The 25,362-nt window shown below is 69.3% G+C and carries 19 protein-coding genes; 10 read left to right on the top strand and 9 right to left on the bottom strand.

What is annotated here, in order from left to right; all coding sequences use genetic code 11:
* Positions 1 to 173: 173 nt before the first annotated feature.
* The 3 genes from HCA58_RS20145 to HCA58_RS20135 are packed head-to-tail and all read right to left on the bottom strand — an operon-like array spanning position 174 to position 4,029.
* Positions 174 to 1,775 (bottom strand): prenyltransferase/squalene oxidase repeat-containing protein, encoded by a 1,602-nt coding sequence (locus HCA58_RS20145; RefSeq protein ID WP_346776055.1) that lies wholly within the window; start codon positions 1,773 to 1,775, stop codon positions 174 to 176.
* A complete protein-coding gene (locus tag HCA58_RS20140) occupies positions 1,772 to 2,671 on the bottom strand; it encodes a terpene synthase family protein (protein WP_169599399.1) in 900 nt (299 codons plus the stop codon). Before HCA58_RS20140 ends, HCA58_RS20145 begins: the two co-directional genes overlap by 4 nt.
* Positions 2,671 to 4,029 (bottom strand): cytochrome P450, encoded by a 1,359-nt coding sequence (locus HCA58_RS20135; RefSeq protein ID WP_169599398.1) that lies wholly within the window; start codon positions 4,027 to 4,029, stop codon positions 2,671 to 2,673. Before HCA58_RS20135 ends, HCA58_RS20140 begins: the two co-directional genes overlap by 1 nt.
* A 418-nt stretch (positions 4,030 to 4,447) precedes the next feature.
* Here HCA58_RS20135 and HCA58_RS20130 point away from each other — a divergent pair, with 418 nt between their 5' ends.
* The 5 genes from HCA58_RS20130 to HCA58_RS20110 all read left to right on the top strand — a co-directional run bounded on the left by HCA58_RS20130 (position 4,448) and on the right by HCA58_RS20110 (position 8,513).
* Entirely contained in the window at positions 4,448 to 4,999 is a 552-nt protein-coding gene (locus HCA58_RS20130; RefSeq protein ID WP_169599397.1) for a hypothetical protein, read from the top strand.
* A 107-nt stretch (positions 5,000 to 5,106) separates the two neighbouring features.
* On the top strand, positions 5,107 to 5,478 hold the full coding sequence (locus tag HCA58_RS20125) for a metalloregulator ArsR/SmtB family transcription factor (protein WP_169599396.1): 372 nt from the start codon (positions 5,107 to 5,109) through the stop codon (positions 5,476 to 5,478).
* Positions 5,479 to 5,695: 217 nt separating this feature from the next.
* Positions 5,696 to 6,889: a CehA/McbA family metallohydrolase gene (locus HCA58_RS20120; protein ID WP_240956515.1), complete on the top strand. Its 1,194-nt coding sequence runs from the start codon at positions 5,696 to 5,698 to the stop codon at positions 6,887 to 6,889.
* 474 nt (positions 6,890 to 7,363) lie between these two features.
* Complete coding sequence (locus HCA58_RS20115; protein WP_346776054.1) at positions 7,364 to 8,032, top strand: lytic polysaccharide monooxygenase; 669 nt, start codon at positions 7,364 to 7,366, stop codon at positions 8,030 to 8,032.
* 148 nt (positions 8,033 to 8,180) lie between these two features.
* Positions 8,181 to 8,513, top strand: coding sequence for a hypothetical protein (locus HCA58_RS20110; protein ID WP_169599394.1), 333 nt, complete (start codon positions 8,181 to 8,183; stop codon positions 8,511 to 8,513).
* A 55-nt stretch (positions 8,514 to 8,568) separates the two neighbouring features.
* Here the strand turns inward: HCA58_RS20110 and HCA58_RS20105 are convergent, their stop codons facing one another.
* The gene (locus tag HCA58_RS20105; RefSeq protein ID WP_169599393.1) at positions 8,569 to 8,844 is read right to left on the bottom strand and encodes a BON domain-containing protein; all 276 of its coding nucleotides are present in this window, start codon (positions 8,842 to 8,844) and stop codon (positions 8,569 to 8,571) included.
* Between the two features lie 381 nt (positions 8,845 to 9,225).
* On the opposite strand from HCA58_RS20105, the gene HCA58_RS20100 reads away from it, so the two are divergent.
* The 3 genes from HCA58_RS20100 (at position 9,226) to HCA58_RS20090 (ending at position 12,356) form a co-directional block, all read left to right on the top strand.
* Positions 9,226 to 9,897 (top strand): hypothetical protein, encoded by a 672-nt coding sequence (locus HCA58_RS20100; protein ID WP_205809202.1) that lies wholly within the window; start codon positions 9,226 to 9,228, stop codon positions 9,895 to 9,897.
* Positions 9,894 to 11,084, top strand: a complete 1,191-nt coding sequence (locus HCA58_RS20095; protein ID WP_169599392.1) for a DUF2254 domain-containing protein — start codon at positions 9,894 to 9,896, stop codon at positions 11,082 to 11,084. Before HCA58_RS20100 ends, HCA58_RS20095 begins: the two co-directional genes overlap by 4 nt.
* Positions 11,085 to 11,210: 126 nt before the next feature.
* On the top strand, positions 11,211 to 12,356 hold the full coding sequence (locus HCA58_RS20090) for a glutamate--cysteine ligase (protein WP_169599391.1): 1,146 nt from the start codon (positions 11,211 to 11,213) through the stop codon (positions 12,354 to 12,356).
* A 21-nt stretch (positions 12,357 to 12,377) separates the two neighbouring features.
* Here HCA58_RS20090 and HCA58_RS20085 read toward each other — a convergent pair whose 3' ends face one another.
* Together HCA58_RS20085 and HCA58_RS20080 are read right to left on the bottom strand one after the other, a co-directional pair.
* Positions 12,378 to 14,162 (bottom strand): N-acetylglutaminylglutamine amidotransferase, encoded by a 1,785-nt coding sequence (locus HCA58_RS20085; RefSeq protein ID WP_169599390.1) that lies wholly within the window; start codon positions 14,160 to 14,162, stop codon positions 12,378 to 12,380.
* 109 nt (positions 14,163 to 14,271) lie between these two features.
* Positions 14,272 to 15,864 (bottom strand): hypothetical protein, encoded by a 1,593-nt coding sequence (locus HCA58_RS20080; RefSeq protein WP_169599389.1) that lies wholly within the window; start codon positions 15,862 to 15,864, stop codon positions 14,272 to 14,274.
* A 173-nt stretch (positions 15,865 to 16,037) separates the two neighbouring features.
* Here HCA58_RS20080 and HCA58_RS20075 point away from each other — a divergent pair, with 173 nt between their 5' ends.
* Positions 16,038 to 16,445, top strand: coding sequence for a four-helix bundle copper-binding protein (locus HCA58_RS20075; protein ID WP_169599388.1), 408 nt, complete (start codon positions 16,038 to 16,040; stop codon positions 16,443 to 16,445).
* Between the two features lie 186 nt (positions 16,446 to 16,631).
* Here the strand turns inward: HCA58_RS20075 and HCA58_RS20070 are convergent, their stop codons facing one another.
* Complete coding sequence (locus HCA58_RS20070; RefSeq protein ID WP_169599387.1) at positions 16,632 to 18,041, bottom strand: FAD-dependent oxidoreductase; 1,410 nt, start codon at positions 18,039 to 18,041, stop codon at positions 16,632 to 16,634.
* Positions 18,042 to 18,178: 137 nt separating this feature from the next.
* Here HCA58_RS20070 and HCA58_RS20065 point away from each other — a divergent pair, with 137 nt between their 5' ends.
* Positions 18,179 to 18,556, top strand: a complete 378-nt coding sequence (locus HCA58_RS20065) for a metalloregulator ArsR/SmtB family transcription factor (protein ID WP_169599386.1) — start codon at positions 18,179 to 18,181, stop codon at positions 18,554 to 18,556.
* 1 nt (position 18,557) lies between these two features.
* Here the strand turns inward: HCA58_RS20065 and HCA58_RS20060 are convergent, their stop codons facing one another.
* Positions 18,558 to 19,958, bottom strand: coding sequence for an MBL fold metallo-hydrolase (locus HCA58_RS20060; RefSeq protein WP_169599385.1), 1,401 nt, complete (start codon positions 19,956 to 19,958; stop codon positions 18,558 to 18,560).
* A 196-nt stretch (positions 19,959 to 20,154) separates the two neighbouring features.
* Positions 20,155 to 24,522 carry an ExeM/NucH family extracellular endonuclease gene (locus tag HCA58_RS20055; protein WP_240956514.1) on the bottom strand — a complete coding sequence of 1,456 codons (4,368 nt, stop codon included), beginning with the start codon at positions 24,520 to 24,522 and terminating at the stop codon, positions 20,155 to 20,157.
* Between the last annotated feature and the right edge of the window lie 840 nt (positions 24,523 to 25,362).

Below are 25,362 nucleotides of genomic sequence, written 5' to 3'. Positions count from 1 at the left end.
ATGCCGAGCAGAGGAACTTGTCGACAGAGGCATGCCGACCAAGCCGCCGGTGTAGGCAGACCCGACGAACGCTAGCAGTTCTCCGACTACCGGCTCAAGGCCGTGACAATCAGCTCGGGTCCACAAGGGACTGTGCCCGTTCCGGGTGGATCCGTGTGCCGACCGTCCGACGATTACGCGCATTCTGGCAGGGTGGTCAGCAGTCTCCGGGCGCGGTGCTGGGCGGCCAGAACTGTCGCGCGGACGATCAAGGTTGGTTCGTACAGGTCCTTGTCGTGCCACAGTGCCGGCCCGGCCATGTCGCCGTGCCGGGACAGGTAGGCGTACCCCCGGCGAATCGCGTCCAGCACCCCCGGTGCCCGGATGCCACAGGCCAGCAGGATGTGCAGTGCGTAGGCCGTTTCCTCGGCGGTGGCCTTCCAGGTGCCCCAGGCCCCGTCGGTTCGCTGGGTGGCCAGTGTCCATTCCACAGCGCGGGCGAGTGGCCTCGCCACTGCCGGCGGGTCTCCGAACTCCGCCAGGGCCTGCACGCAGCAGGCGGTCGCGTAGTAGTGCGAGGCGTGCCAACGGTCGCTCCAGCTTCCCTGGAGTTCCTGGCGGTCACGCAGGGCGGCCACCAGCCGTCGGACAGCAGCGCGATGGCGGGACGGGGCATCATCAGACCTCTCCGTCAGCCGTCGACCGAGAGCGTCGAGTACATGAGCGTTGGTGGTGGTGCTGAAGCCGTCCTCACCGGGCCACGTCGCGAAGCCCTCGGATGTCTCGTAGGGCCACAGACAGTCGGTCGACACCACGAGACCGAGGTGGCTGAGGGCGCTCACCGCCACTGCCGTGGTGTCGGCGTCGGCTGGTAGCCCGGGGCCGGTCGGCGTCCCGGTCGCGCCCAGGTCGGCGGTCAGGCTTTCCACCAGACCTGGAGGTGCTGCGGTCATGGAGATGCCGGCGCGGGCGAGGATGGTGACGACCCAGGCGCGTTCGAAGACGGTGATCGGAGTCGCGCACGGCACGGGACCGCCGTAGCGGCCGACGACGCGCGCCAGGTATCCCAACGCCTCGTGTCCGCCAGAACGGTCCGGACTGCCGAGCCAGGCTGCTGTGGCTGCCGGCGAGGCACCGACGGTGCCCGAGCTGTGCGGAGTGACGCCGCGTGCCGCAGGGGCGAGGTCGGCAACCACCTCCAAGGCGTGCAGCAGTTTGTCGGGAACTGGTGCGCCACCGCCTACGAGTTGACGCACGGCGGTGAGACGTCGTCGGGTCATGCCGGGAGGTAGCCCGAGCGGGACGAGGCGCTGCCATCTATGCGCGGCTGTGGAGGGATGCTTCTCCGGGTGGCGAAGTTGGTGGTTGATCCGGTCCGTGAGCGCGGGCACGATCATGTCGAGAGCCGGGGTGTCAGGTAGCGGACCCGGGGCGCCGACGAGGCCGGTCAGGGCGGCCAAGGCGCGGTCGACAGCGTGAACGAGACGGGTCACGTCCACTGGTGGGCCAGACCGCAGAACCGTCAGCAGGGCCTCCGCCCCGCTCAGGGTGGGGACGAGGCTGTACCCGCCGGGCGGACCCCAGCCGCCGTCCGGCCGCTGGGTGTCCAGCAGGTAGCGCACCCGGTCGTGGTGGCCGACCAACCAGGGGGCGAGACTCACCAACCGGGCGGTCTCGTACGGCGACGGCGACGTACGACCAGCCGGATCGCGCATCATCTCGGCGACGAGGTCGCGGATCTGCGTGCGTACGCCTTCGGTGGTTCCGGCTGATCCTTCTGCGTCGACGATCGTCACCGGGGCCCCCAGAAATCGGTCCCGTGATAGAAGCCCGTGGTGAAACCGAGCACCCGCCGCAGGTATGTCACCTCTTGCGGGCTGGTCTCGACAAGCGGGTCCAGCAGTTTCTGGCACAGGTCGGCCTGATGCACCGCCTGTCGGCGAACCTCGTGTTCGTCGACGCCCAACATGAGGATGTTCAGGTCACCGGCTTTGACGTCCCGGTCGTAACTGGCCAGGTCGTTGACCAGCCGGAGAACCTTCTCCACCTCGTAGCTGGCCGTCGTGAGCGCGGTCAGGTGCTCCTCCGTCCGCACCGCACCTGTGGCGATCCAGTGCGACACGTTCACCCAGGTGGCACCGTAGCCGGCAGCATTGGCCAGGTAGTCTCCGGCGGACGGCAGGTCGGCGGGTTCCGTGTTCCGGCGGGCTCGCCACGTCCACTCCTGTAGTTCGGCGTCGAGCATGCGGCGCAACTCGCCCTGCCACAGGTGCCGCAGGCGTGCGAACAGTGGCGTCGCGGCCAGATCGTCTCGGATGTCCGCCAGGAACTGCGTCAGCTGATCGTCGTCGGCCGGCGCGGAGCCCGCCGCCACCGCCAGGCAGGCGGCGACGGTGGCGGTGGCTTCTGGCGCGGAGGTGACCTGTGAGTCGATTCGCCAGTCCTCTGCCGTCACCCAGAGGGACGTGTGGTTGGCGGTACGCAGTTCGGTGGCGGAGCACCACGGGGCGATGAAAGCGGTGGACAGCGCCAGGGCGCTCAGCATCGTCGCGTCGACCGGTGGGTCGGGGAACAGGGCGGGATAGCTGGCGACTCGCTCCTGCAGGTCGCGTTGTCCTCTGGCGGCCACCGAACAGATCCGTCCCTGTTCGGCGGTGTGCTCCAGCGTCGCGGCCAGGGTGTCCGGCTGCATCAGTTGCTCCTTCCAGGGACAGCGTGATCGCGACGGGAGAGGGTCAGCTCGACCTGCCGCCGTGGGCGCAGCGACGCGGCGACCCGGGGCGCGGGCACCGTCGGGTCGGTCAACGCGAAGCGGAACCTGCTGACCAGGGTCGCCACGATCAGTAGGGCTTCCACGTTGAACAGATGTTCGCCGAGGCACCGGTGCATGCCGAGCCCGAACGGGTAGTACGCGTTGCGCCGGGCTGTCTCCACCTCGTGGCGGTCCGGAGCAAAGCGTTCCGGGTCGAAGGACTCGGCGGTCGGACCCCAGTAGGCCCGCATCCGCTGAGTGGCGTACGGGGAGAGGATTACGGTCGCGCCCCGCTCTATGCGTACGCCGCCGAGTACGTCGGGGGCCGATGCCCGCCGGGGGACGATCCAACCCGCCGGGTACAGGCGGAGGAGTTCGTTGAGTACCAGCTGGGTGTAGGTGAGCTGACGCAGGTGCTCCGCCCGCACCGGCCCCGCACCGACCACCTGGTCGACCTCCGCGTAGAGCCGCTCCGCGACATCGGGGTGGTTGGCGAGGACCGGCCACAGCCAGGTCAACACGACATAACTCGTCTCGGTGGTGACGGCCACCATCGACACCAGGTCGTCGCGCATCTGTCGTTCGGACAGCGGTTGGCCGTCGCGTTGGGCACGGGCCAGGGTCGACAACACGTCGTCGCCGTCACCGGGCTGCTGCACCGCGGCGCGCAGGACCGGCAGCAGGATGCCGTCGATGGTCTGTACGGCGCGGTGGAAGCGACGGTCACCAGGCATCGGGATCCACCATGGTGTGAAGGGAGCCAGCAGGCGTGGAGCCATCGAGGTGACGATCTCCTCCTGGGCCGCCATGATGCGCAGAGCGTCGTCGACCGAGACCCGAGAGTCGAAGAAAACCCTCATGATGGCGGCGCAGACGAGGCGGGACAGCTCCGCGCCGATGTCGACGACGCGGCCCGCTTCCGCCGCACCGTCCAGTCGGTCGGTCGCCTCGTCGATGGCCTTCGCCATCGTGTCGACCATCACGTCGATGCGTCCGCGCCGGAACAGTGGGGCCAGGGTCTTGCGGGACGCCAGCCAGGTGTCCCCCTCGGCGAGGATCCCGTCGCCGACCAGCTTGCGGACCGAACGCCAGAGTGCGGTGTCATCACCTCGGGGGTAGTTCGTCGCCCGGTCCTGCAACACCTGCCGGACGTGGTCGGGGTCGGTCACGAGATAGGGGCTGGAAACCCCGAATCCGAGTCGTACGACCCTGCCGCCGGCTGCCTCGCCGGCGTCTACCAGGGACTGGTGTGCGTCGCGGAGGAAGTTCGGCAGGGCACGCCAGACCGGAACTGTCATGGGTCGACCGGCTGTTCGTGCCCCTTGTGCACCCATAGTGGACCCTCCCCAGTGACTCATCACCAACTTGCCGAACGCGCAACTTCCAGGCCGTGAGGCGGCCTAAGTGTGCAATTTGTGAGGCCAGCTTCGCAATGGGTGACGGTCTTTGTCACTCGGTCTTGTGCCCGCGGCTCCTCAGGCCACCGGCGGACGGGAGCAAGGAGCAGGACCGGCCGTACGCCGTGCCGTACTGGCTCGCCTCCTCCGCTGCTGTCCCGCCCCGGTGGCGCGTTGCTCGTGCTCGCCAGTGCCTACGTGGCCGAACACGGCTGGTTCGAGGTCCGGTACCTCTGCGCCGCCTCGACCCACGATCCGATCACCATCACCGCCGCCGGCGGCGGTGAGTACCGGACACCGTCCCGGGTAACCGAGGGCTATGGCGCGGTACACGAAGCCCGAACTGCGGGAACAGATCAAGGAAGAGATCAAGGCGTCCGACCGGGGTGGCCGTCCGGGACAGTGGTCGGCGCGCAAGTCGCAGCTGCTCACCAAGGAGTACCGGAAACGCGGTGGCGGCTATCAGGGCCCGAAGGACGAGCGGCAGAAGTCGCTCAAGCAGTGGGGCGACCAGAAGTGGCGTACCAGGCAGGGCGGCACCCGCGCCCGACACGACGGCGAAACCGACCGTTACCTGCCCGACCAGGCATGGAAGCAGCTTTCCGCGGAGCAGCGACGCGAGACCGACGCGAAGAAGCGTAAGGCGTCGAAGTCCGGCAAGCAGTATGTCGCCAACACCGGCCCGGCCAAGCGCGCACGCCGGAACGCCGTGTCGCCCGGGTCGCTCACCGACCTGCCGGTCGCCGAGGCGACCCGACACGTTCGGGACCTGGACACCGGCCAGCTCAGGGCGGCGCTACGCGAGGAACGCGCGGGAAAGGGCCGCAAGACCCTCATCCAACGCCTCCAGTCGGCACTCGACCGCCGCTGACCGGCGCAGCGACCCGGCGGCCACGCCAGGGTCATCGGTGTCTTCTCGCGCACCTCACGGTGATCCAGCCCTCGTTTCACCACCTATCGGTGCTTGTTGCTGCAACGATGCAAGGCGTGGGAACTGCGAAGACTACGACGCCGGCCATCTCGCCACTCACCGGTGAGCCGATCAAACCTGCCGATGCCGAGCGCCTCGCGGGAGTGCTGAAGGCATTCGCCGACCCGGCCCGGCTGCGGCTGCTCAGCCTGATCCAGTCGTCCCCGACGGGGGAGGCGTCCGTGAGTGACCTCACCGCGCCGCTCGGGCTTTCCCAGCCGACCGTGAGTCATCACCTCCGGATCCTGACTGAGGCTGGCCTGCTGGAACGGGACAAGCGCGGCGTCTGGGCGTACTACCGCCTGGTGCCGTCGGCGATCGCCGCGATCGCCGAGCTGTTGACACCACCCCGTAAGCGGGCGGCCAGGAAGAGCCGCTGACACGTTCGTCGGGCAGACGTGCCTCCTTCACCGGTCGGAGGCAGGGGACCTCTGTACGGCAGGTGTTCGCCTGGACGATGACCCAGCTTGGTGGCATCGTCCAGTAGACACATGTTCATGTTTGCTCATGAGCGGACATCACCCCCGTCACTGTCACCACGATCACGACCACCGACCAGCCGACGAGGTTCCGTACGGACAGGTCAACGTTGCGCCGATGTTCGGTCGACGGGCGCTGCTGGCCGGTACGGGCGGCGCGTTGATGCTTGCCGCGCTGCCGACCTCGGCCCGGGCGGCCAGCACGACGACGGCCAGCGTCCCGACCGAGACCGTGGCGGCCGGTGCCGCCCGAACCTCCCGGGTCACCCAGGGCACGATGCTGGTCCACGCCGACATGCACAACCACACCGTGATGTCCGACGGTGACGGCAGCCCCGAGGCCGCGTTCGCCTCGATGCGCGAGGCCGGTCTGGATGTGGCTGCGCTGACCGACCACGCCACGCTCTTTGCCATCGACGGGATCAGCTCGTCGGAGTGGCGGACCACCGGTGACCTCGCCAATGCCGCCAACGACCCGGGCCAGTTCACCGCGATCCGTGGATTCGAGTGGTCCCATCCCCTGCAGGGGCACATCAACGTGTGGAACACCTCTGACTTCGCCGACCTGTGGCGGGCCGGCAGCACCGGCAGCCTGTACCGCTGGTTGACCGGTCGGCCAGGCGGGTTGGCCAGCTTCAACCACCCTGGCCGTGAGCTGGGCAGGTTCGACAACTTCTCGTTCAACGCCGCCGCCCGCGACCAGCTGGTGGGGTTGGAGATGTTCAACCGCACCGACGACTACCTGTTCGAAGGCTGGTCGTCCGGACTGACGTCGCCGCTGGTGGCCTGCCTCAACGCCGGCTGGCGGCCGGGTCTCACCGGCGTCACCGACGAACACGGCACCACCTGGGGCTTTCACGAGGGCAAGGGGCGCAGCGGCCTGTGGGTCACCGAGAACACCCGGGCCGCGGTGTTCGAGGCGATGGCGGCCCGTCGCTCCTTCGCCACCCGCGTCTCCGGCCTGCGGGTGGACGCCACCGCGAACGGCGTACGCATGGGTGGCGTGCTGAACGTGACCTCCGGGGACGTACGGTTCCTGCTGGACCTCGACCGTGGGTCGGCCTGGGACGGAAAGCCGCTGCGGATCCAGGTCCTGCGCCCCGGCAACCGCGCGCCGAGCGTCGTCGACGTCATCGACACGGTCAACGGTCGGGTCACCGACTTCACGGTGCCACTCGACGTCGCCGACGGCGACTGGGTGGTGCTCCGCGTCTCCGATCCGTCCCTGCCCAACGGCGCTCCTGGCCCGGCCGGTCACCCGTGCAACGACTTCGGGGTGGCGTACACCAGCCCGTGGTGGCTACGTTCCTGACCGCGCCGCGAACTGTCATGCCAGCACGCTTCACTGCCGTCGCACCACCGCTTCATCTTCTCTTCTGCTACTACATCGGACGCGGCGGCACGTGGTGGGATCTGATCCGCGGCACCCCAGCCCGACCAACTTTACGGCTAGCGCGGCAGCTGCCGTTCGAGATTTCGCTGCTGCCTTCCGGCGGTGCGCTTTCCGGCTCCGGCCGGGAGGCAGGCAGCGGCACAGGTGCCGCGCGTTGCGGTGCTGGCCTTGGACCCGGGATGGGGTTGCCGCTACCAGCCTTGATCCGAATAGCGGTCGCGTCGGCCGATGTCTTGGGATGTGCGAAGCGGAGAAATGGCGCACAGGCCGTACCGCTAAATATGGACACCGATACCAATAGGCGAACGTTGATGCATTGTCGGATTGGTGTGATACTTGCTGGAAGCGCTCCCAATCCGTCCCGGTGAGCGCCCCAGAAACGGAGGATGCACCGTGCTACCACACCATCCCCACCGAACCGGCCGGCGCACCCGGCCAGCCGTCCGGGTGCTCGTCCTGGCACTCACCATGATCGTCGGCATGCTGCCCTGGGCGGGTGCGGCCCAGGCCCATGGCACCGTGATCAATCCGGCGAGCCGCGCCTACCAGTGTTGGCAGACGTGGGGCCACCGGCACATGGATCCGGCGATGCAGACGCAGGACCCGATGTGCTACCGGGCGTTCCAGGCCAACCCCGACACCATGTGGAACTGGATGAGCCAGCTGCGTGACGGCCTGGGCGGTCAGTACCAATCCCGTACGCCCGACGGCCAGCTCTGTAGCAACGCCCTGGCCAGGAACGACGCCCTCAACCAGCTGGGAGCCTGGAAAGCGACGACCGTCAGCCGCAACTTCACGCTGAAGTTCTACGACCAGGCCAGCCACGGCGCTGACTTCTTCCGGGTCTACCTCACCCGGCAAGGTTTCAACCCGAACACCCAGCGAGTCACCTGGGGCAACATCGACCTGATCACGCAGACCGGGCGCTACGCGCCGACGCAGAACATCTCGTTCAACGTCTCGACCTCCGGACGCACCGGACAGCACGTCCTCTTCGTGATCTGGAAGGCGTCGCACATGGACCAGACCTACATGTGGTGCAGCGACATCAACATCGTCTGACCCCGGCGCCGGTCCCACTCGGCTCCGGCCCGGATCGCCCCGGGCCGGAGTCGAAAGGGCGCCGGCGGCGGCCCGTCCGGTGCAGCGACAGCCCGGCGACACCCTCGTACGCTGCACCAGCGGCAGGTGCCGGGGTAGCCTCGGGCGGGTGCGGACCGTCGCGTTCCTGGCCATCTCCATCGTCGTGCTGACCGCCGTCGTGCTGATCGCCGCGGTCCTGACCGGCGCTGCCCGACGCCGGCGTCACGCCGCGCAGGTCTCCGCCCGCTGGGCCGTGCGCCACTACGCGATCCCGGGCCGTGGCCACACCGTCGTCGCTGTCACCCTCACCGACGCGGACGGGCGGATGCACGGTGAGCACGTGGTCGCCCGTGTCCCGGACGATGCCCAGGACTGGCAACGCGACTTCGTCGTGGCCCGCCAAGAGGCCGAGGAGCGCGCCTTCCACCTCAACAGCGACCGACCACCGATCGGGAGCTGACCGCGAACGACGAGAACCACCCGGACACCGTCCCCTGCGGAGCCGGCGGATCAGGTCACCCTCCGACGTGGCACAGCCGGTTGCTGACGTCGTGCACTCCCGGGGTACGCCAGGCGAGAGCATGCGCCTCGGCGCTGACCTCGGCCGTGCTCACCGTGCCTTCGAGCACCACCACCCGGTTCTGCACCTCGATGCAGATGCGTTCGTGACGCAGTCGCGGATCCTGCTGCATCGTCGTGAGCAGCCGACAGGCCAGTCGGGTGTCCCCGACGGTGGGGTCGGCGTGAAACAGCGGAGGCAGGTCGTGCGAAAAGAACCAAGGGTGCGCCATCGTCTACTCCTTCAGGGGACTGGTTCCCTACGCCTGCCCTACCCGCAGTCGCAGCGGACAACACGACGATCCGATGACGGTCTCAGCCCGTGACGATGACGGTCTCCGCCCGTGACGATGACGGCCGGCGACTCGACGTTTGCGATCGAGGATTGCGGGTAGCGGGCTAGCCAGGGCATCGGACGCGGCTGCGGTCGCACGACCGCCGGGAGGAGACCACCGTGACCCGCCGATCGTTCCGGAACGGCACCGCAGGCGAACGCACGTGGATGACGTACCCGTGAACGGGCGGGACCGGCCAGGCTGTGATGACGCCGGTCGCCGAGGTACGACCCGGCAGTCAGGGCGCGTCGACGTCCGGGTCGCCGGGCCGGAGCGGCGATGAGCCGGCCCGTCGACGACGAGCGAACTCCAGAGGACGCGGTACTGCACGGCGTCGCCCGGCGGCTCGACAAGCCGATGGGTGCCCTCGGCGTGCTCTTCGTACTCGTCGTGTTCGGGCAGGCGCTCGCCGGGCATCCCACGCTGTCCACTGCGCTGTCCGTGCTGGGCTGGGCGCTGTGGGCGGTGTTCGTGGCCGAGTTCGCTCTGCGTGCCTGGCTGGCCCGCCACGACGCGGGTCGATTCTGGCGACGCAACTGGTGGCAGGTCATCTTCCTGGCTGTGCCGTTCCTCCGTTTCGCCCGGGCCGCCTACGCTCTGCGCGCCGCCCGTGCCGGTGGCGTCATCACTGCCGCCGTCCGCGGCTCGCGCTCCGCCGGTCGGTTGCTGACCGACCGGATCGCGTGGCTGGCGATCATCACCACGACGGTCATCCTCAGCGTCGGCCAGCTGCTGGTCGTCACCGGCTCCTACCGGGCGTACGGGCCAGCGCTGCACGATGTCGCCCTGAGCACCATCACCGGTGAGCCGCTGGGTGCGAACGACCCGGTCGCCCAGGTCGTCGAGCTGGTACTCGCGATCTACTCGGTGGTGGTGTTCGGCACCCTCGCCGGGGCGGTCGGAGCCTTCTTCCTCAGCGCCGACCGCGAGAGCAAGGCCACGGCGACGTGAACCGGCCCCGAACGGTTGCCGCCCGGCTCGCCGAGATACGGCAGGGTTTCTGGCTCGTCCCGGCGCTGTTCGCGACGAGTGCCGTCGTGCTGGCCATCGGCCTGTCCGTGCTGGAGCTGCAACTCCGGCTGCCGATCGAGAGCATTCTGCCCAGCGGCCCCGCCGGTGCCAGGTCCCTACTGTCGTCGATCATCACGGCGATGATCTCGTTCACCGCGTTGGTCTTCTCCATCACCGTGGTGGCACTGCAACTGGCCAGCAGCCAGTACTCCCCCCGGGTGCTGCGCACCTTCCTCCAGGACCGGGTCATCCAGTCCACGCTCGGGACGTTCGTGGCGACGTTCCTCTTCGCGATGGTGGTTCTGGCCGCTCTACCGGCCCGCGACAGTGAGCGCCTACCCGAACTCTCCCTCGCCGTGTCGATGTCGCTCGTCCTGGCCAGCACCGCGATGTTCATCTACTACCTGCACCACATCACCACCGTGATGCGGGTGTCGCACATCATCGTCGCCATCGGCGCGCAGACCCGCCGCACCATCGATCAGCATGTGCCCGACAGCGAGGAACCGGCCGGCGTGGTGGGCGAGGTTGTGCAGGTCGTGCCGGCTGTGGCGGCGGGCCTGGTCACCAGTGTCGACCTCGCCCGGCTCGCCCGGCTGGGGCGGGAACACTACTGCTCGATCACCGTCGTACCGGCGCCGGGAGACTTCGTGGTCGCCGGTGCGCCGTTGCTGCACTGCCACCGGACACCCACCGCTGAGCCCCGCCAACTCCCCACCGAACGCGTCGCCCACGCGGTCACGATCGGCGTGGAACGCACACCGGGGCAGGACGTGGGGTTCGGTCTCCGCCAGTTGGCGGACATCGCCGCGCGGGCGTTGTCCCCCGCGTCAAATGACGTCACGACTGCGGTACGCGCCGTGCAGGAGGCGCACGACCTGCTCCGCCGGCTCGCGACCCGGCCCGATCCGGTCGTGGTCGTACGCGACGACGACGACACGGTACGGGTGGTGGCGAACCGCCCCACCTACGACACGCATCTGGCGATGATCGTTGACGAACTGCGGAGTACCACGGACGGTCAACCACGGATCAGCCGGTTGCTGGACGAGGTCGTCGCCGACCTGTACTCCGTGGCGCTTCCCGCGCACCGGCAAGCGATCCGGCTGCGGTTGCCGGTGGGCTGAGACCGCCCCGGCACCCGTCGTCGACCACAGCCCGGTCAGGCGGCGGATGCCGTTTGCCCGAACCGTTGCGGGGAAGTCTCGGCAGCGCGGCGGCGATGCCGTCGCCGGCAGGAGGGGATGCCGACGATGACGAGACACCCGTCCACCGCGCCGTCCCTGAGCGTCGTGGATGTGCCAGCGCGCCTGACCATAGGGGTGGAGGAGGAGTTCCTGCTGCTCGACCCGGAGACAGGGGAGAGCCTGCCGGTCGCCGACCAGGTGCTGGCGGCCCTGCTGGGCACGGCCCGCGAGCAGAGTCGGCAGGAGTTCCGGCACAGCATGGTGGAAATGGTCACCCCTGTCTGTGTCGACCTGGCGGACCTCCGCGAACACCTGATCACCTTGCGACGTGCCGCAGCGGAAGCTGCCCGGTCAGCGGGAGCACGGTTGGTCGCGGTCGGCGCCACGCCGGTGCACGAGTCGCACCGGACGGTACCGGACGAACCGCGTTACCAAGCCATGTCGCGCCGCTTCGGCCCGGTCGCACACGATCCGGCCGTGTGCGGCTGCCACGTGCACGTGGGTCTGCCGGACCGGGACCTGGCGGTGCAGGTCGGCAACCATCTGCGACCGTGGCTTCCGGTGGTGCAGGCGCTCACCGCCAACTCGCCCCTGCACGACGGCGCGGACACCGGTCACGCAAGCTGGCGTGCCATGCAGCTGGAGCGTTGGCCGAGCATCGGCCCCACCCCCTACTTCGCCTCCGTGGCCGACTACGACGCGACGGTGACGGAGTTGGTCGACGCGGGAATCATGCTCGACGCGGCGATGGTCTACTGGTACGCCCGTCCGTCGGCCAGCTATCCCACGGTGGAGATCCGGGTGGGCGACGTGTGCCCCGGAGTGGACGACACGGTGCTGGTCGCGGCTCTGGTGCGAGCGCTTGTCGCCACCATGGCCGATCAGGTGCGGGCCGGCGTCCCGGCACCCCGTCTGCGTAGCTGTCTGCTCGCGGCGGCACACTGGCGAGCCGCCCACGAAGGGTTGGACGGCAGACTCGTCGATCTACGCGGCGGTGGCGCACGCCCGGCATGGGACCTCGTGGAGGAGCTGTTCGCCACCGTGACACCCGCGCTGGTCCGGCACGGGGACCTGTCGTACGTGCTGGAACAGCTGGCCCGGCTGCGCCGCGACGGTACCGGTGCGGCCCGGCAGCGGCGGGTCATCGCACGTACCGGTGGGGACGTCCGGGCAGTCCTCGATCACCTCGCCGCCGAGACCGCCGCCGGTTGAGCGGCAGGACCGCCGCCGCGTTCAGCGGATGCCGTGGGTCTGGAGCCAGAGTTCGAGCAGGCCCATCTGCCACAGCTTGTTGCTGCCCGCGGCGGCCTGCGCCTGTCCGGGGTCGGCGAGTAGCGTGTCCATGTACTCCTGCCGGAACAGTCCGCGCTCGCGTGCTGCCGGCGTCCGAAGCGCCGCCTCGACGAGGTCACGGACCGGGCCGTCGACGTTGCGCAGGGCCGGCACCGGGAAGTAGCCCTTCGGCCGGTCGATCACCTCGGCGGGCAGTACCTCCCGGGCGACCTCCTTGATGACGCCCTTGCCGCCCTGGCTGACCTTGTGCTGCGGCGGGCAGGCCGCCGCGAGGGTGACCAGGTCCTGGTCGAGGAACGGGGTGCGCACCTCCAACCCCCAGGCCATGCTCATGCTGTCCACCCGTTTGACCGGGTCGTCGGGAAGCATCAGGTGGGTGTCCAGGCGCAGCACCGCGTCCAGGGCGGTCTCCGCGCCCGGGGCGTCCAGTTCCGCGAAGACCAGCTCCCGGCTGGCGTCGACGTCGACGGTGTACGCCGGGCCGACCACCCGGATCAGCTCGGCGTGGTCACGGTCGAAGAAGGCGGTGGTGAAGGTCTGTGCCGCCTCGGCCCGGGACACCCGGGTCAGCGGCTGGTGGTAGCCGTACCCGGCGAACACCTCGTCGGCGCCCTGCCCGGACTGTGCCACCTTCACGTGCGCGGAGACCTGCTCGGAGAGCAGATGGAAGGCGACCACGTCGTGGCTGCCCATCGGTTCGGTCATCGCCTCGATCGTCCGCCGTACGGCTGGCACCAGGTCGTCGTCGGCGAGCTGGATACGGACGTGGTCGGTGCCGTACGCGCGGGCGACCATGTCCGAGTAGTGGAACTCGTCGCCGGCCTCGCCGTGCCGGCTGTCGAATCCGATGCTGAAGGTGCGCAGGTGCGGTTGCCCGGCCTCGGCGAGCAGCGCCACGATGAGACTCGAGTCGAGCCCGCCGGAGAGCAGCACGCCCACCGGCACGTCGGCGACGAGGCGCCGTCGTACCGCGGTGCGGAGGGCGTCACCGATGGCGGTCCGCCAGTCCCGGTGATCCCAACCGGCGTGGCTGGGGTCCCGGACGTAGCCGGGGCGCCAGTAGCGGCGGTCGCGGCTGCGCCCGTCGGCCTCGACGATCCGGACGGTGGCCGGGGGCAGCTTTCGGACACCGCGCAGGATGGTGCGGGGTGCCGGCACGATCGAGTGCCACGACAGGTAGTGGTGCAGCGCCAGCGGGTCGACGGCGGTGTCCACGTCACCTGCCTTGAGCAACGCCGGCAGCGTCGAGGCGAACCGCAGCCGGCCCGCCGTCTCGGTGAGGTAGAGGGGCTTGATTCCGAGGCGGTCCCGGGCCAGCACGAGACGACGGCGGGTGCGGTCGACCAGACCCACCGCGAACATGCCGACGAGATGGTCGACGAAGTTCTCACCCCAGTGTGCGTACGCGACCAGGATCACTTCGGTGTCACTGGTGGAGTTGAAGCTGTGCCCGGCTGCGCGTAGCTCTTCACGCAGTTCCGGGTAGTTGTAGATGCAACCGTTGAAGACCAGCGCGAGGCCGAGATCCTCGCGCACCATGGGCTGGCGGCCCGCGTCGGAAAGGTCGATGACGGTAAGCCGGCGGTGCCCGAGGGCCACCCAGCCATCGCACCACAGGCCCTCGCCGTCCGGGCCCCGGGACCGCATCGCCTCGGTCATCCGGGTCACCGCGTTGACGTCGGGCGTGGCACCGTCGAACCTCGCCTCACCGCTTATGCCGCACATCACGTTCCGTCCCTCGCCCGCCATCAGGCGTCTCAGGATGGTCGGTCTGTGTCGACGGTACGTGGCGGTTGTTCCCGTCGAGGACGGTTCGCGAAAGCGGAACGTAGGGTCACCCGTCCGGCGGACCGGGGGTGACGGCGGATGCGCTGTCCATTGGACCAGGTCCAGTTGACGGTCCAGCCGGCGATGGCGCTGTTACCGGCACGGACGGTGACTTCGCCGCCGAAGCGGCAGACGTGTGACCACACTGCCGGTGACTGTTCGGCGGCTCCCAACCGCGATGGTACCCATCGTATCCACTTACGTGGATCGCTGCCGGGGGGGCTCCCGCGCGCATCACCTGGCTCGCCGCGTCGAAGCTCAACTCGCCCCGACCGGTGCTAGCGGTAGGACGCATCCGAATCCACCCTGCCACGGCAACCAGCGCCATCAGCACCAGCAGCCGCGCACCGGTGCGTCCCATGACCGTGAAGCTGCCCACCCACAGCAGGTCGAACAGGCCCACCGAACCCAGCACCGCGCCGACGAAACCGGCGAGCGCCGCCGGGGTGTCGAGAGGATGCGACGTCGCCCACGTCAGTACCCAGTCGATACCGCGCACCGCGACACCGGTCACCGGGACCATCGCGACGATCCCCGCCGGCCCGAAGTTGTACAACCACTCACCGTGCCAGAGGGCTGCCGCGGAATGGTCGGTGCCGGCCAGGTGCGGCGACAGGAACGGCACGATCTCCGCGCCGAATCCGACAGGTTTGTCCGGCCACAACGAGCGAGGGAACAACGCTACCGCGGTCGCCCAGAATGTCGATCCGCTCCCGTTCGGCAGCACCCCCCACGCAGACATCTGCCACAACGAGGCGAACGAGGCGAGCGGGCTGACCGCCGAGCCGAAACCGTCACTGTCGACGGTGGTCGCAGGCCCGCCGGCGCGGATCGACGCAAGAAACAGCAGTACGGGAGCAGCGCCCAGGATCACCGCCATCTTGGCGTAGCGGCGGTGGTACCGCTGCGCGAACACGGCCAGCAGAGCCAGGGCCAGGGAGCCGATGACGATGCGTCCGTACCCACTGAACAGGAACGTGAAGTAGACACCGAACGCGGCTGTGGTGAGAGAGCCGCAGAGGACCGTCCACCGTCCGAGCGGCCCCAGGAACAGTCCTGCCGCGACCAGCACGACCCCGACGAAACCCGAGGGCTTCACCAAGGGCGCGGCGGGGCCGACGACGGCTGACCCGGCGATGGCGATGGCGAGCAGCACCGCGCCGAAGGCGACCGCCCAGGTCGCTGTGGGTCCGTTGACGCTGATGGCCGCCGTGTGGTGGCGGACCGGGCGGCTCCAGAAAATCAGCCACGTCACCACATGGCTGGCGTAGCAGACCGCCTGTACGGTCAGCAGCGGCACGCCCGGGTCGGTGTCGGCGGTGTCTGCCGCGAGGTAGATGCCGGCGAACCCGACGAAGAGCGCGAACGCCAGGTTGTAGACGCCGACCGCAGTTATCCGGCTGCCGCCGTGGTTCCAGAACACCCAGCCGCCGAACAACGTCGACAGGACGCTCAACGCCAACAGGTTGTCGTCGAGGGTGTAGGCGACGGCACCGGACGCGAGCCACACGGTGCCGACGAGCCCACCACGGAGGATGCGCGGCTGTTCGGTTCGGTGTCGTCCGGTACCCGGCTGTGCCGGACTTTCTAGTGACCCCACAGCGGCGGAGCCTATACGGGTAGTGACATGAATGCGTCTATTCGACCGGATTGTGGAGGTCGTGGCGGGGCTCGGGATCGGCTCAGCGGCAGCGAAAAGACGCCTGCCTTCGGCGTTACTCGCACTCGTACGGGTATGCGGACGAAGCCCAATACCTGAACGTGGAGGTCGTCATGACGAGCACCACCCTGCCCATGCTGGAGACCTACCCACAGTCGATCAACCTGGACCGGCACAAGCTGGCTACCACCATTGGTGCACTGATCGCCTGCAGCGAGGCGTGCACCGCGTGCGCCGACGCCTGCCTGAGTGAAGGCATGGTTGCCGAGCTGACCAAGTGCATCCGTACGAACATGGACTGCGCCGACATCTGCGGCACGACTGCGCGGGTGCTGTCGCGGCATACCGGCTACGACGCCAACATCACCCGCACCCTGCTCGAGGCGTGCATCATGGCCTGCAAGTCCTGCGGCGATGAGTGCGCCAGCCACGCCGACATGCATGAGCACTGCCGGATCTGCGCTGAGTCGTGCCGGGCCTGTCAGCAGGCCTGTCAGGACCTGCTCGCCATTATCGCCTGACCCGGTTGAACCGTCAGACCTTGGTGGGATGGGGACGAGCGCGGGGCGTGGCACCGGCAACCGAAATCGTGTCGATCGCCGTTATGAACGACCCGGCGAGGACGTTGTCGGCCGAGCTGCCGACTTTGCTCATCGCCTGCCGGATGCCGGTGGCCTCACAGATCGACTCTTCTTTCTCGGCTGGCGTCAGCTGCCGCAGCAGTCGTCCTGCCGGGTGGTTGCCGGCTCGTCGGTGTCGACCAGGTTCAGCGGTGCGGTGAGCAGACCGCCGCCGAGGCCGGTGGCCAGGCCCCTGCCCGTCGGCGGGGAAGTCGGGCCGCAGCAGTCGTCACCTGCCACCGAATCGGCGGGGTCACTGCTACAGACACCGGTTTCGGGCAGTTCGAGCCGTACGTCCCGGGCGGCCTGCCAGTCACCGGCGATGGCGGCGACCACGGAACGGGCCTGTTCGTAGCCGGTGGCCATGAGGAAGGTGGGTGCGCGGCCGTAGCTTTTCATTCCGACGGCGTAGTAGCCCGGTTCCGGGTGGGCGAGTTCGTCGACGCCGTGGGGTGGGACGGTGCCGCAGGAGTGTTCGTTGGGGTCGATGAGCGGGGCGAGGGCACGGCTGGCACCCATGATCGGATCAAGGTCCAGGCGTAGCTCGGCGGTGATGGTGTGGTCGGGCCGGTAACCGGTGGCGGCGACGATGCGGTCCACGGTGACGCCGTCCTGGGTGCCGTCGCCGCGTCGGACGACCACGGCTACCCGACCGTCGGCGGGGGCGATCGCGTGTACGGAGAATCCGGTCAGCAGCCGGATGCGGCCGGCGTCGACGTGTGCCCGCAGCCGGGAGCCGAGTGCGCCGCGAGCGGGTAGCGCGTCGGCGTCACCGCCGCCGTAGGTGCGCGTCGGTGACTGCGACCGGATGGCCCACGTCACCTCGGTGTCGGGTGCGGTGGCAGCGAGTTCGGCGAGCGAGAGCAGGGTGTTGGCGGCGGAGTGTCCGGCGCCGACGACCAGGGTGTGCCGGCCGGCGAAGCGGGCCCGGTCGGTGCCGAGCACGTCCGGCAGTGCGTGCTCCAGGTGGGCGGCGGCTTCGGTCTCGCCATGTGCGGGCAGACCGGAGGCGCCGAGCACGTTCGGGGTGTCCCAGGTGCCGGAGGCGTCGACGACGGCCCGGGCGGTGATCTCCCGGCCGTCGGTCAGCCGGAGCAGGAACGGAGCGGCCTGCCGACCGGTGGTACGCAGCCGGTCGTAGCCGAGCCGGCTGATGGCCGTGACCCGTGCGTTGTAGCTGAGCTGCGGCTTGAGTTGTGGCAGGTCCGCCAGGGGCTGAAGGTAGGTCTCGACGAGGTCCGCACCGGTCGGCAGGGCGTCTGGGTCGGGTGCCACCCAGCCGGCCTCGTCGAGCAGCCGACGGGCGGCCGGATCGATGTTGTACCGCCAGGGTGAGAAGACGCGAACGTGGCCCCACTGGCGGACGGTGGCGCCGGCGGCGGCGCCCGCCTCGAGGACGGTGAACGGGAGCGCCCGCTCGTGCAGGTGTGCGGCGGCGGCGAGGCCGATCGGCCCCGCGCCGATGACGGCGACGGGCAGGTGGTCCAGGTCACTCACCAGAAGCTCCTCTTGTCGACGGTTGTCGAACAGCGAGGCGGGCCGACCGTCTTGGGCGGTGCGCCACCGTCACGCTGTCTCGATTATCTTCGAATCAGAGAGTTGCACGGTGATTAGATCGATGTCAACCTAGGGTCATGTCGGAGCAGGTGGTGTCACCTCCCCTCGATCTCGCCGCCGTCCCGTGCTGCCCACCGTTGGCGCAGCAGCGGGTCCCCGGCGAGACCGCCATCCTGTTGGCGCCCGCGTTCAAAGCCCTCGGCGATCCCGTCCGGCTGCAACTGATGTCGATGATCGCCTCGGCCGAGGGCGGTGAGGTGTGTGTCTGTGACCTGACCCCGGCCTTCGACCTGACCGGCCCGACGATCTCGCACCACCTGCGGACGTTGCGGGAAGCGGGTCTGGTCGACTCCGAACGACGGGGCACCTGGGTCTACTACCGAGCCCGGCTGCCGGTCCTGCGGCAACTCGCCGCCCTGCTGTCCGTCGAAGGGACACGCCCGACGAAAAGCTAGGTCAGGCGCGACGGTCCAGTCGTATGCCCGCCGGCTCGGCGTTGCCGAAGAGGTCGTTGACGAGCACCACGTCGCGGCCGGCGTTCGCCAGCAGGGAGGCGGCGAAGGCGGCCCGGTAGCCGGACCCGCAGTGCACCCAGACGGTGCCGACCGGGATGTCGGCCATCCGGCGGGGGAGCTCGGGCAGTGGTACGTGCACAGCACCGTCGATGTGACCGTCCCGCCACTCGTTGCCCAGCCGTACGTCGAGGACGACCTGCGGGGTGGGCAGCCCGGCCGGTGGTTCTCCCGTCTGAGCGCTGGCCAGCGCCGGGAAGTCAGTGACCGGAAGCTCCCGTAGCCCGGTCGGCCCGTCGGCCCACTGCCCGGGCGTGCCTGTCGCCTGGGCGGCGGGCCGGTCGATACCGATCCGGACCAGCTCGCGTTGCGCGTCGGCAACCTGCTCCGGCGTCTCGGCCAGCAGCGTGACCGGTGTGCCCCAGTCGATCAGCCAGCCGAGCCAGGTCGCCATCGGTCCGTCGAGGCCGAGGCTGACCGTGCCGGCCAGGTGGGAGGCCGCGTACGCCTTGCGGTTTCGCAGGTCGACCACCCACTCCCCGGCGGCGATGCGCTCCCGCAGCTGCGCGGCGTCGGCCCGTGCCACCGGGGTGAGGTCGACCGGTGCCGGGCCTGTGGTGTTCGCCTCCCCCATGTGCGCGTAGTACGCCGGGTAGGCGTCCAGACCAGCCAGGGTCTCGGTGACGAACTCGGTCGAAGCCAGCCGGAACACCGGGTTGACCTGCTTTTCCCGGCCGATCGTCGATTCCGGGGCGTCGGCCTGGCTGGCCGAGCAGAAGCTGCCGAAGCCGTGGGTGGGCCACACCTGTGCCCCGTCGGGAAGCAGGTCGGCGAGCCGCTTCGCTGACGTGTGCTGACGCTCAGCCAACTCGTGTGCGTGTCCGGCGCCGAGCAGGTCGGTGCGTCCGGTGGTGCCGAACAGCAGTGAACCTCCGGTGAAGACCCCGACCGGCGTCCAGCCGGTCTCGGTAGCCTCGTCCAGCACGTACGACAGGTGGTGGAAGGTGTGACCCGGGGTGGCCACGGCCCGGAGCCGCATCGCCGCCGACACCTCGACGATGTCCCCGTCACCGACCGGGACCCGGTCGAAACCGGCCTCGTCGGCGGCGGCCACCAGGTAATTGGCCCCGGTCAGTCGGACCAGGTCCAGCCCGCCGGAGACGTAGTCGTTGTGCAGGTGCGTCTCGACCACGTGACTGATCCGTGCGCTGGCCGCACCGGCGAGGTGCAGTACCCGGTCGATGTCCCGCTGCGGGTCCACCACGACCGCGATCCGGCCGTCGGTGGCCAGGTAGCTGCGGTCGCCGAGGGACGACGTCGTGATGACCGACACCTGCACCGTCATGTCCAGCTCCTCGATAGGTCGTCGCGAACGGGTGGCGTACCCGGCCGAGGGGGCGGTGATGCCGTCTCGATCGGTCGGCCGATCCCTAGTATACCCCGGGGGGTATCTTCGGCTCAGTCGGGTGGGTCATCCGCCAACCGATGGCCGGTCCGCGGCCGGACTGCTCCGACCGCGGACCGGCGCTTTCACCTACCGGTCACAGGCGGGCGCACTGACCCACCGACGGACCCCGTACCGTGTTCGCCCGACCCTCGTTCACCGGAGCCGGGTTGTTCCCGACGCAGGCCAGCGGGCCGCTGACGGTGTTCGCCGCGACGACCACCGGCTGGCCGCCGACGTTGCCGATCACGGTCATCGGGCCACTGACGGTGACCTGGTCGACCCGTACCCCACCCTGGTTGGCGATGAGCGACACCGGGCCGTTGACCCGGCCACCGCTGATCTTCAACTCACCGGTGGCACCGGCCACCGTGACCGGGCCGGAGATCTCGGTGCCCGAGAACTCGAACAGCACCGGTCGGAGCGCGGACACCGGGCCGTTGATGGTGCCGCCGTCGACCCGAAGCGATGCGCCGGGGGCGACCGACACCGGGCCGGCGACCGTGGCGTTCTCCAGACAGGTCAGACCCGTCGTCACCAGCAGCGGCTTGGTGCGCTTACCGGTGATCGTCGTGGTGCACTCCGGCCCGCCCTGACCGACAGCCGATCGCGGCGTGGTGTCCGCCGTGATCGGTGAGTTCGCCGAAAAGTAGCTGACCAACATGGTGAGGTCGTTGTCCCCGGTGGTCACCGTGTCGGTGCCCTTGGCGAGAGTGGTGAAGTTGTCGCCACCCGCCGCGAGGAACGAGTTGACCGTAACCCGGTAGCTACCTGCCGGGTCGATCGGCCTGCCGTCCAGCTTCATCGAGGTGATCCGGGAACCCTGTGCGGCCTGCGGATCGTAGGTGTAGTAGAAGCCCTTCGACACCCCCAGCCACAAGACCGGACGCGACGCGCCCGCCGGCTGCCACTGCTCCTCGAGCACCTGCTTGATCTGGGCACCCGTGTACGTCCGGGTGACCACGTCGTTCGCGAACGGCTGCACGGCGAAGGCCTCGGCGTAGGTGACCGTGCCGTCGGGCGCGTACACCAGATCGGACCGCAGCCCGCCCGGGTTCATGAACGCGATCTGCGCCCCGCCCCGGCCGGCGTCACTGGTACCCGCGAGCTGCACGTCGGCGACGAGGTTACCGAGCGCCGACTCCTTGCCCCGATCCTCGTTGCCGTCGGTGTAGGCCCGCCGGATGTCGGCGGTGATCTGCCCGAGCTCGCGCTGGCCCAGCTCCTGCGCCCGTACCTTCGCCGTGGCCACGATCTCCGCCACCGCCGGGTCCTGCGGCGCGCCGACAACGTCCACCAGGGACGCGTCGACGGAGGTGATGACGCCCGCCGCCGGATCGAAGGTCAGCGTGACCCTGCCCAGGCGCTTACCGTAGTCCTCGGCCTGCACGATCGGCCGCAGCCTGTCGGTGCCGGGAACCGGCACCTCGAAGGCATACGGCTGGTGGGTGTGCCCGCTGAAGATCACGTCGACGGTGTCGTCGGCGCGGGTGAAGTCGCCGAAGACCGCATCGTCCGCCAACGCCTCCGGGGTGTCGATGTTCTCGGTCGCGGCGCCCTCGTGCGCGAGCAGCACCACGACGTCGGCCTCACCATTGGCCGGGTCGCCATCCTTGAGCTGGCCGGCGACCAGGTTCGTCTCGGCCACCGGATCGCGGAAGGTGATGCCGGCGATACCGTCCGGGCTGACCAGTGCCCCGGTCTGCTCGGTGACCACACCGATGAAGCCGACCCGGACACCGCCGATGGTCTGCACCGAGTACGCGGGCAACGCCCGCGTGTCACCTCGGTACACGTTTGCACCCAGGTGCGGGAAGTCGGCCCGGTCGGTGACCCGGCCGGTCAGGTCCGCCATGCCCTTGTCGAACTCGTGGTTGCCCACCGCCGAGACCAGCAGACCGGCCTCGTTCAACGCGTCGATCGTCGGGTTGTCGTCGTCGATCGCCGAGATGAAGGTGGAGGCGCCGATGTTGTCACCAGCGGAGACGAACGCGGTGTTCGGGTTCTCCGCCCGCAACTTGTCGACCAGACCGGCGACCTGAGCCGCACCGCCGACCGGTTGACCTCCGACGGTGGCCGGGGACTCCAGCCGGCCGTGGAAGTCGTTGATGCTCAACAACTGGAGGGTCACCGGACCGTCACCGGCCCCGGTGTCGAGGCCCACGACCAGCGGGTTGTGGTCGCTCGCCCGGTACGGGTCCGGCGCGAAGAACGCGGCCGGGCCGTCGTACTGGAAGGCGTACGACTCGACCGCGTTGATCTGCCAGACGTCGACGCCGGTGACCCGCGATGCCAGCGACGGCGAGGCGAGGGCGTGGTCGAGTGAACCGGACTCACCGTTGAAGACGTAACTGGTCCGCCCGGTGTCGTTGAGGTTGCGGTAGTCCTCGTCGTAGAGGACCTGCATCGGGTCCTCCTGGGTGTACGCGTTGAAGTCGCCGAGCAGCAGCACGTCGTCGGTGCCGCTGTCGGTCTTCACCCGTTCCACGAAGGCGGCCAGTGCCCCGGCCTGTCGGACCCGGTCGCCGTTCCAACCGCCCTGACCGTCACCGGTGTCGGCGTTGTCCCCGGTGCCGGCACCGCTCTTGGACTTGAAGTGGTTGGCCACCACGATGAAGTCCACCGAGCCGGCGGTGAATGTCTGCGCGATCGGCTCGCGGGCGTTCGACCACACCGTCTCGTCGTTCACCGACCGCGACGGTCCCTTCGGCTGGGCCTTCGCCGGCTTGAAGATGATCGCGGTGGTGATGACGTCCTGCTGGGTCGCGCCGGGAAGGTCAGCCGGAGTGCGGACGTAGTCCCAGGTGCCCGCGCCGTCCTCGTTGTTCAGGGCGGATACCAGGCGCTTGAGGGCCTGCTGCGGGTCCTCGGCGTTGAACCGGACCGAGTTCTCGATCTCCTCCAGCGCCACCACGTCGGCGTCGAGCGCGGTGATCGCCGAGACGATCTTCGCTTCCTGCTTGGCCAACGCAGCCTCGTCGGCGGCACCCCGGGCGTCACCGCCGAAGTGGACGAAGTAGTTCAGCACGTTGAAGCTGGCCACCCGCAGGTCGCCGCCCACGTCGACGGGTCCGGCGGTACGCGGGTTCGTGGCCTTGAAGGTGGTCCGGGCGGCCGGTGCGGTGTCCGCGTCGACGGGGCGGGTCGGCTGCAGACGCCACTCGTTGAAGCCGTACGACAGCACCGAGGGGCCGAACGTCTCCACCTGGTCGCCGACCCGCAGCGGGCTACTCGGCGAGACGTACGGTGGTAGCAGTCCGGCGGTGGCCAGGTTCGTCGTCCGGCCGTCGTCCACCAGCAGGCGACGCAGCTTGTTGTCAGCGGCCAGGGCCTGCGCGGTGTCCGAGCCGGGCCGGGCCACGTCGGTCGGGGTACGGGCCGGTTGGTCGCCGGCGGCGAGCACGACTTCGCCGTACCGGTTGGTGTTGTACACCTCCGAGACGGAGTACGCGCCGACCGGCGCCACGAGCATCGACTCGACCGACTCGCGAGCGGCCTCGTCGAGCGGCAGCTCCACCGGGACCGGCGCGGGCAGCGGCGCGTCGTGCGCGCATACCTGCACGTCGCTCCGGGCCGCGATGGTCAGTTGGGTGAGACCGTTGAACTCGCTCGCCGTGCCGCTGACCCGTACCCGGTCACCGATGGCGACTGACGGGTGGTTCGCGGTGTTCGTGGTCAGGTAGACGAAGATGCCGTCCGAGGCGGTGCCGGCGGCAACCGTGCGCTGTGCGCCACTGCCTGCCGTCTGCACGTACACCCCGTTGTAGCCACCGGTGCGGTGGTCGGCGGTGACGATGCCCTCGACGGTCACCCGGTCACCGGCGAGCGGTGTGGCCGTTCCGGCCCCCTGCACCTCGGCGATGGTGCGGTTGACGGTGACGGTGCAGCCGGTCGGGTCCGGGTCTGGGTCCGGTGCTGCGTTGCGTGCCCCGAAGGTGTTCGGGGCTGCCGCCCGCCAGCCGCCGTCGACCTTTTGGAGCGAGTGGCCGGCGGGGGTCGATGCGGTCTCCTGCACGCCGATGTCGACGCCGGTCCGGCCGTTCGCCGGCCCGCCGACCGCGGTGAACGTGCCCTCGTAGGTCAGGAACTCGGCGACGGCACCGTCGGGCGCGACGAGCGCGACGCCGTCGGGTGCGCCGTTCTGGATGCCGTCCGTCGGGTACGTCTCGACGACCACACCAGCGGCCGGCACCGCGCCGCTCAACGTCCTGGTGTTGTACGCGGTACCGTTCGCGCCGTTGTACAGGACGATGCGCCAGCCGGTCAGGTCGAGGCCGACCGGTCCCTCGATCTCGATCGCTTCGCCGGTGTCCGTGCTGGCGTTGTCGTAGTGGATCTCACTGATGAACGGCGTGGTGGGCACCGGGTCCGCGTGGGCGCTGGTGCCACTGGAGAGGATGAGCGCGGTCGCGGTGACCAGCACGCTCGGGGCGGTGAGTAGTCGGGAATCTCTTGTGCGCTGCATGTAAGCGGCCTCCGCAGGGAGTAGACCGTCGGAGGATAAGCGGCGCCGGTGTCCAGGGGGGAGCCAGCGTGTGTACCGATACGACAAGGATGGTGTCGGGCCCGGGCCTGACCCGCGCTCGTTGTTCAGCGGGGTTGTCGGGGTCTGGCCGGTGACTGGCTTCCGGAGGGTGCAGGCACTGCTCGCGATGGCGTCGCTGATCATCGGCGCGGTCGTGGGCGTGTTCGGCCTTCGTGGGTGGCGGGTGACCGACGCGCTACGCGTTGAGACACCTGGCCGCGGGCGGTCTGCCGCTCGGTCTGGCAGCTGGCGGGGCGTGCCTGGGGCGAGTGTGACGGGGACCGCTCCGCGTCGATTTGACGATCAAACCGTCGGGCGCGTAACTTTCTCTCTGCCAGCGCGGAACGGGGCAAACAGGGTGAAAGTCCTGATAGCCAGGGGTCGCGCAGGCTCCGGGTCCAGGAGAGGCGAAATCCTCTGTGGACACGGCCGGGTGGGGCTCGATCGGCCGCCGAGGGGCGGATTTGGTGGGGCGTAACCAACCGGGTAAGGTTCACGACCGGCAGGGAACCGGGCGAGCTTGCGGGTGACCGCAGCGGCCGGCCTGTCGAATCCGGAGTTCGAGTCAGGCGGTAGCTTGCTGCGCGCGGACGCCGGTGCCGAACCACCTGAAGCGTGACGTACCAGTCAAACTGGTTTGACTCGCCGCAGATGGTGAGGTAACGTAGTAGGAGTGCCCGGTGCGGTTGTGGTCGGGTGTGGTGCCCCGGATGGTGGCCCTTGGTGGGTTGCTTTGATGGTGTGTGGTTGTTTTTTGAGAACTCAACAGGGTGCTTGATA

It is taken from the genome of Micromonospora sp. HNM0581, assembly GCF_012726175.1.
GTDB lineage: Bacteria > Actinomycetota > Actinomycetes > Mycobacteriales > Micromonosporaceae > Micromonospora.
This window is presented reverse-complemented; position numbering and strand designations above follow the sequence as displayed.

Excerpts from the sequence above, each read along its gene's own strand:
- HCA58_RS20075 (WP_169599388.1), top strand. The coding sequence starts at position 16,038 with ATGACGAGCACCACCCTGCCCATGCTGGAGACCTACCCACAGTCGATC.
- HCA58_RS20065 (WP_169599386.1), top strand. The coding sequence starts at position 18,179 with ATGTCGGAGCAGGTGGTGTCACCTCCCCTCGATCTCGCCGCCGTCCCG.
- HCA58_RS20135 (WP_169599398.1), bottom strand. The coding sequence starts at position 4,029 with ATGACAGTTCCGGTCTGGCGTGCCCTGCCGAACTTCCTCCGCGACGCA.
- HCA58_RS20100 (WP_205809202.1), top strand. The coding sequence starts at position 9,226 with ATGAGCCGGCCCGTCGACGACGAGCGAACTCCAGAGGACGCGGTACTG.
- HCA58_RS20105 (WP_169599393.1), bottom strand. The coding sequence starts at position 8,844 with ATGGCGCACCCTTGGTTCTTTTCGCACGACCTGCCTCCGCTGTTTCAC.
- HCA58_RS20130 (WP_169599397.1), top strand. The coding sequence starts at position 4,448 with ATGGCGCGGTACACGAAGCCCGAACTGCGGGAACAGATCAAGGAAGAG.
- HCA58_RS20060 (WP_169599385.1), bottom strand. The coding sequence starts at position 19,958 with ATGACGGTGCAGGTGTCGGTCATCACGACGTCGTCCCTCGGCGACCGC.
- HCA58_RS20090 (WP_169599391.1), top strand. The coding sequence starts at position 11,211 with ATGACGAGACACCCGTCCACCGCGCCGTCCCTGAGCGTCGTGGATGTG.
- HCA58_RS20125 (WP_169599396.1), top strand. The coding sequence starts at position 5,107 with ATGCAAGGCGTGGGAACTGCGAAGACTACGACGCCGGCCATCTCGCCA.
- HCA58_RS20120 (WP_240956515.1), top strand. The coding sequence starts at position 5,696 with ATGTTCGGTCGACGGGCGCTGCTGGCCGGTACGGGCGGCGCGTTGATG.
- HCA58_RS20085 (WP_169599390.1), bottom strand. The coding sequence starts at position 14,162 with ATGTGCGGCATAAGCGGTGAGGCGAGGTTCGACGGTGCCACGCCCGAC.
- HCA58_RS20055 (WP_240956514.1), bottom strand. The coding sequence starts at position 24,522 with ATGCAGCGCACAAGAGATTCCCGACTACTCACCGCCCCGAGCGTGCTG.
- HCA58_RS20140 (WP_169599399.1), bottom strand. The coding sequence starts at position 2,671 with ATGCAGCCGGACACCCTGGCCGCGACGCTGGAGCACACCGCCGAACAG.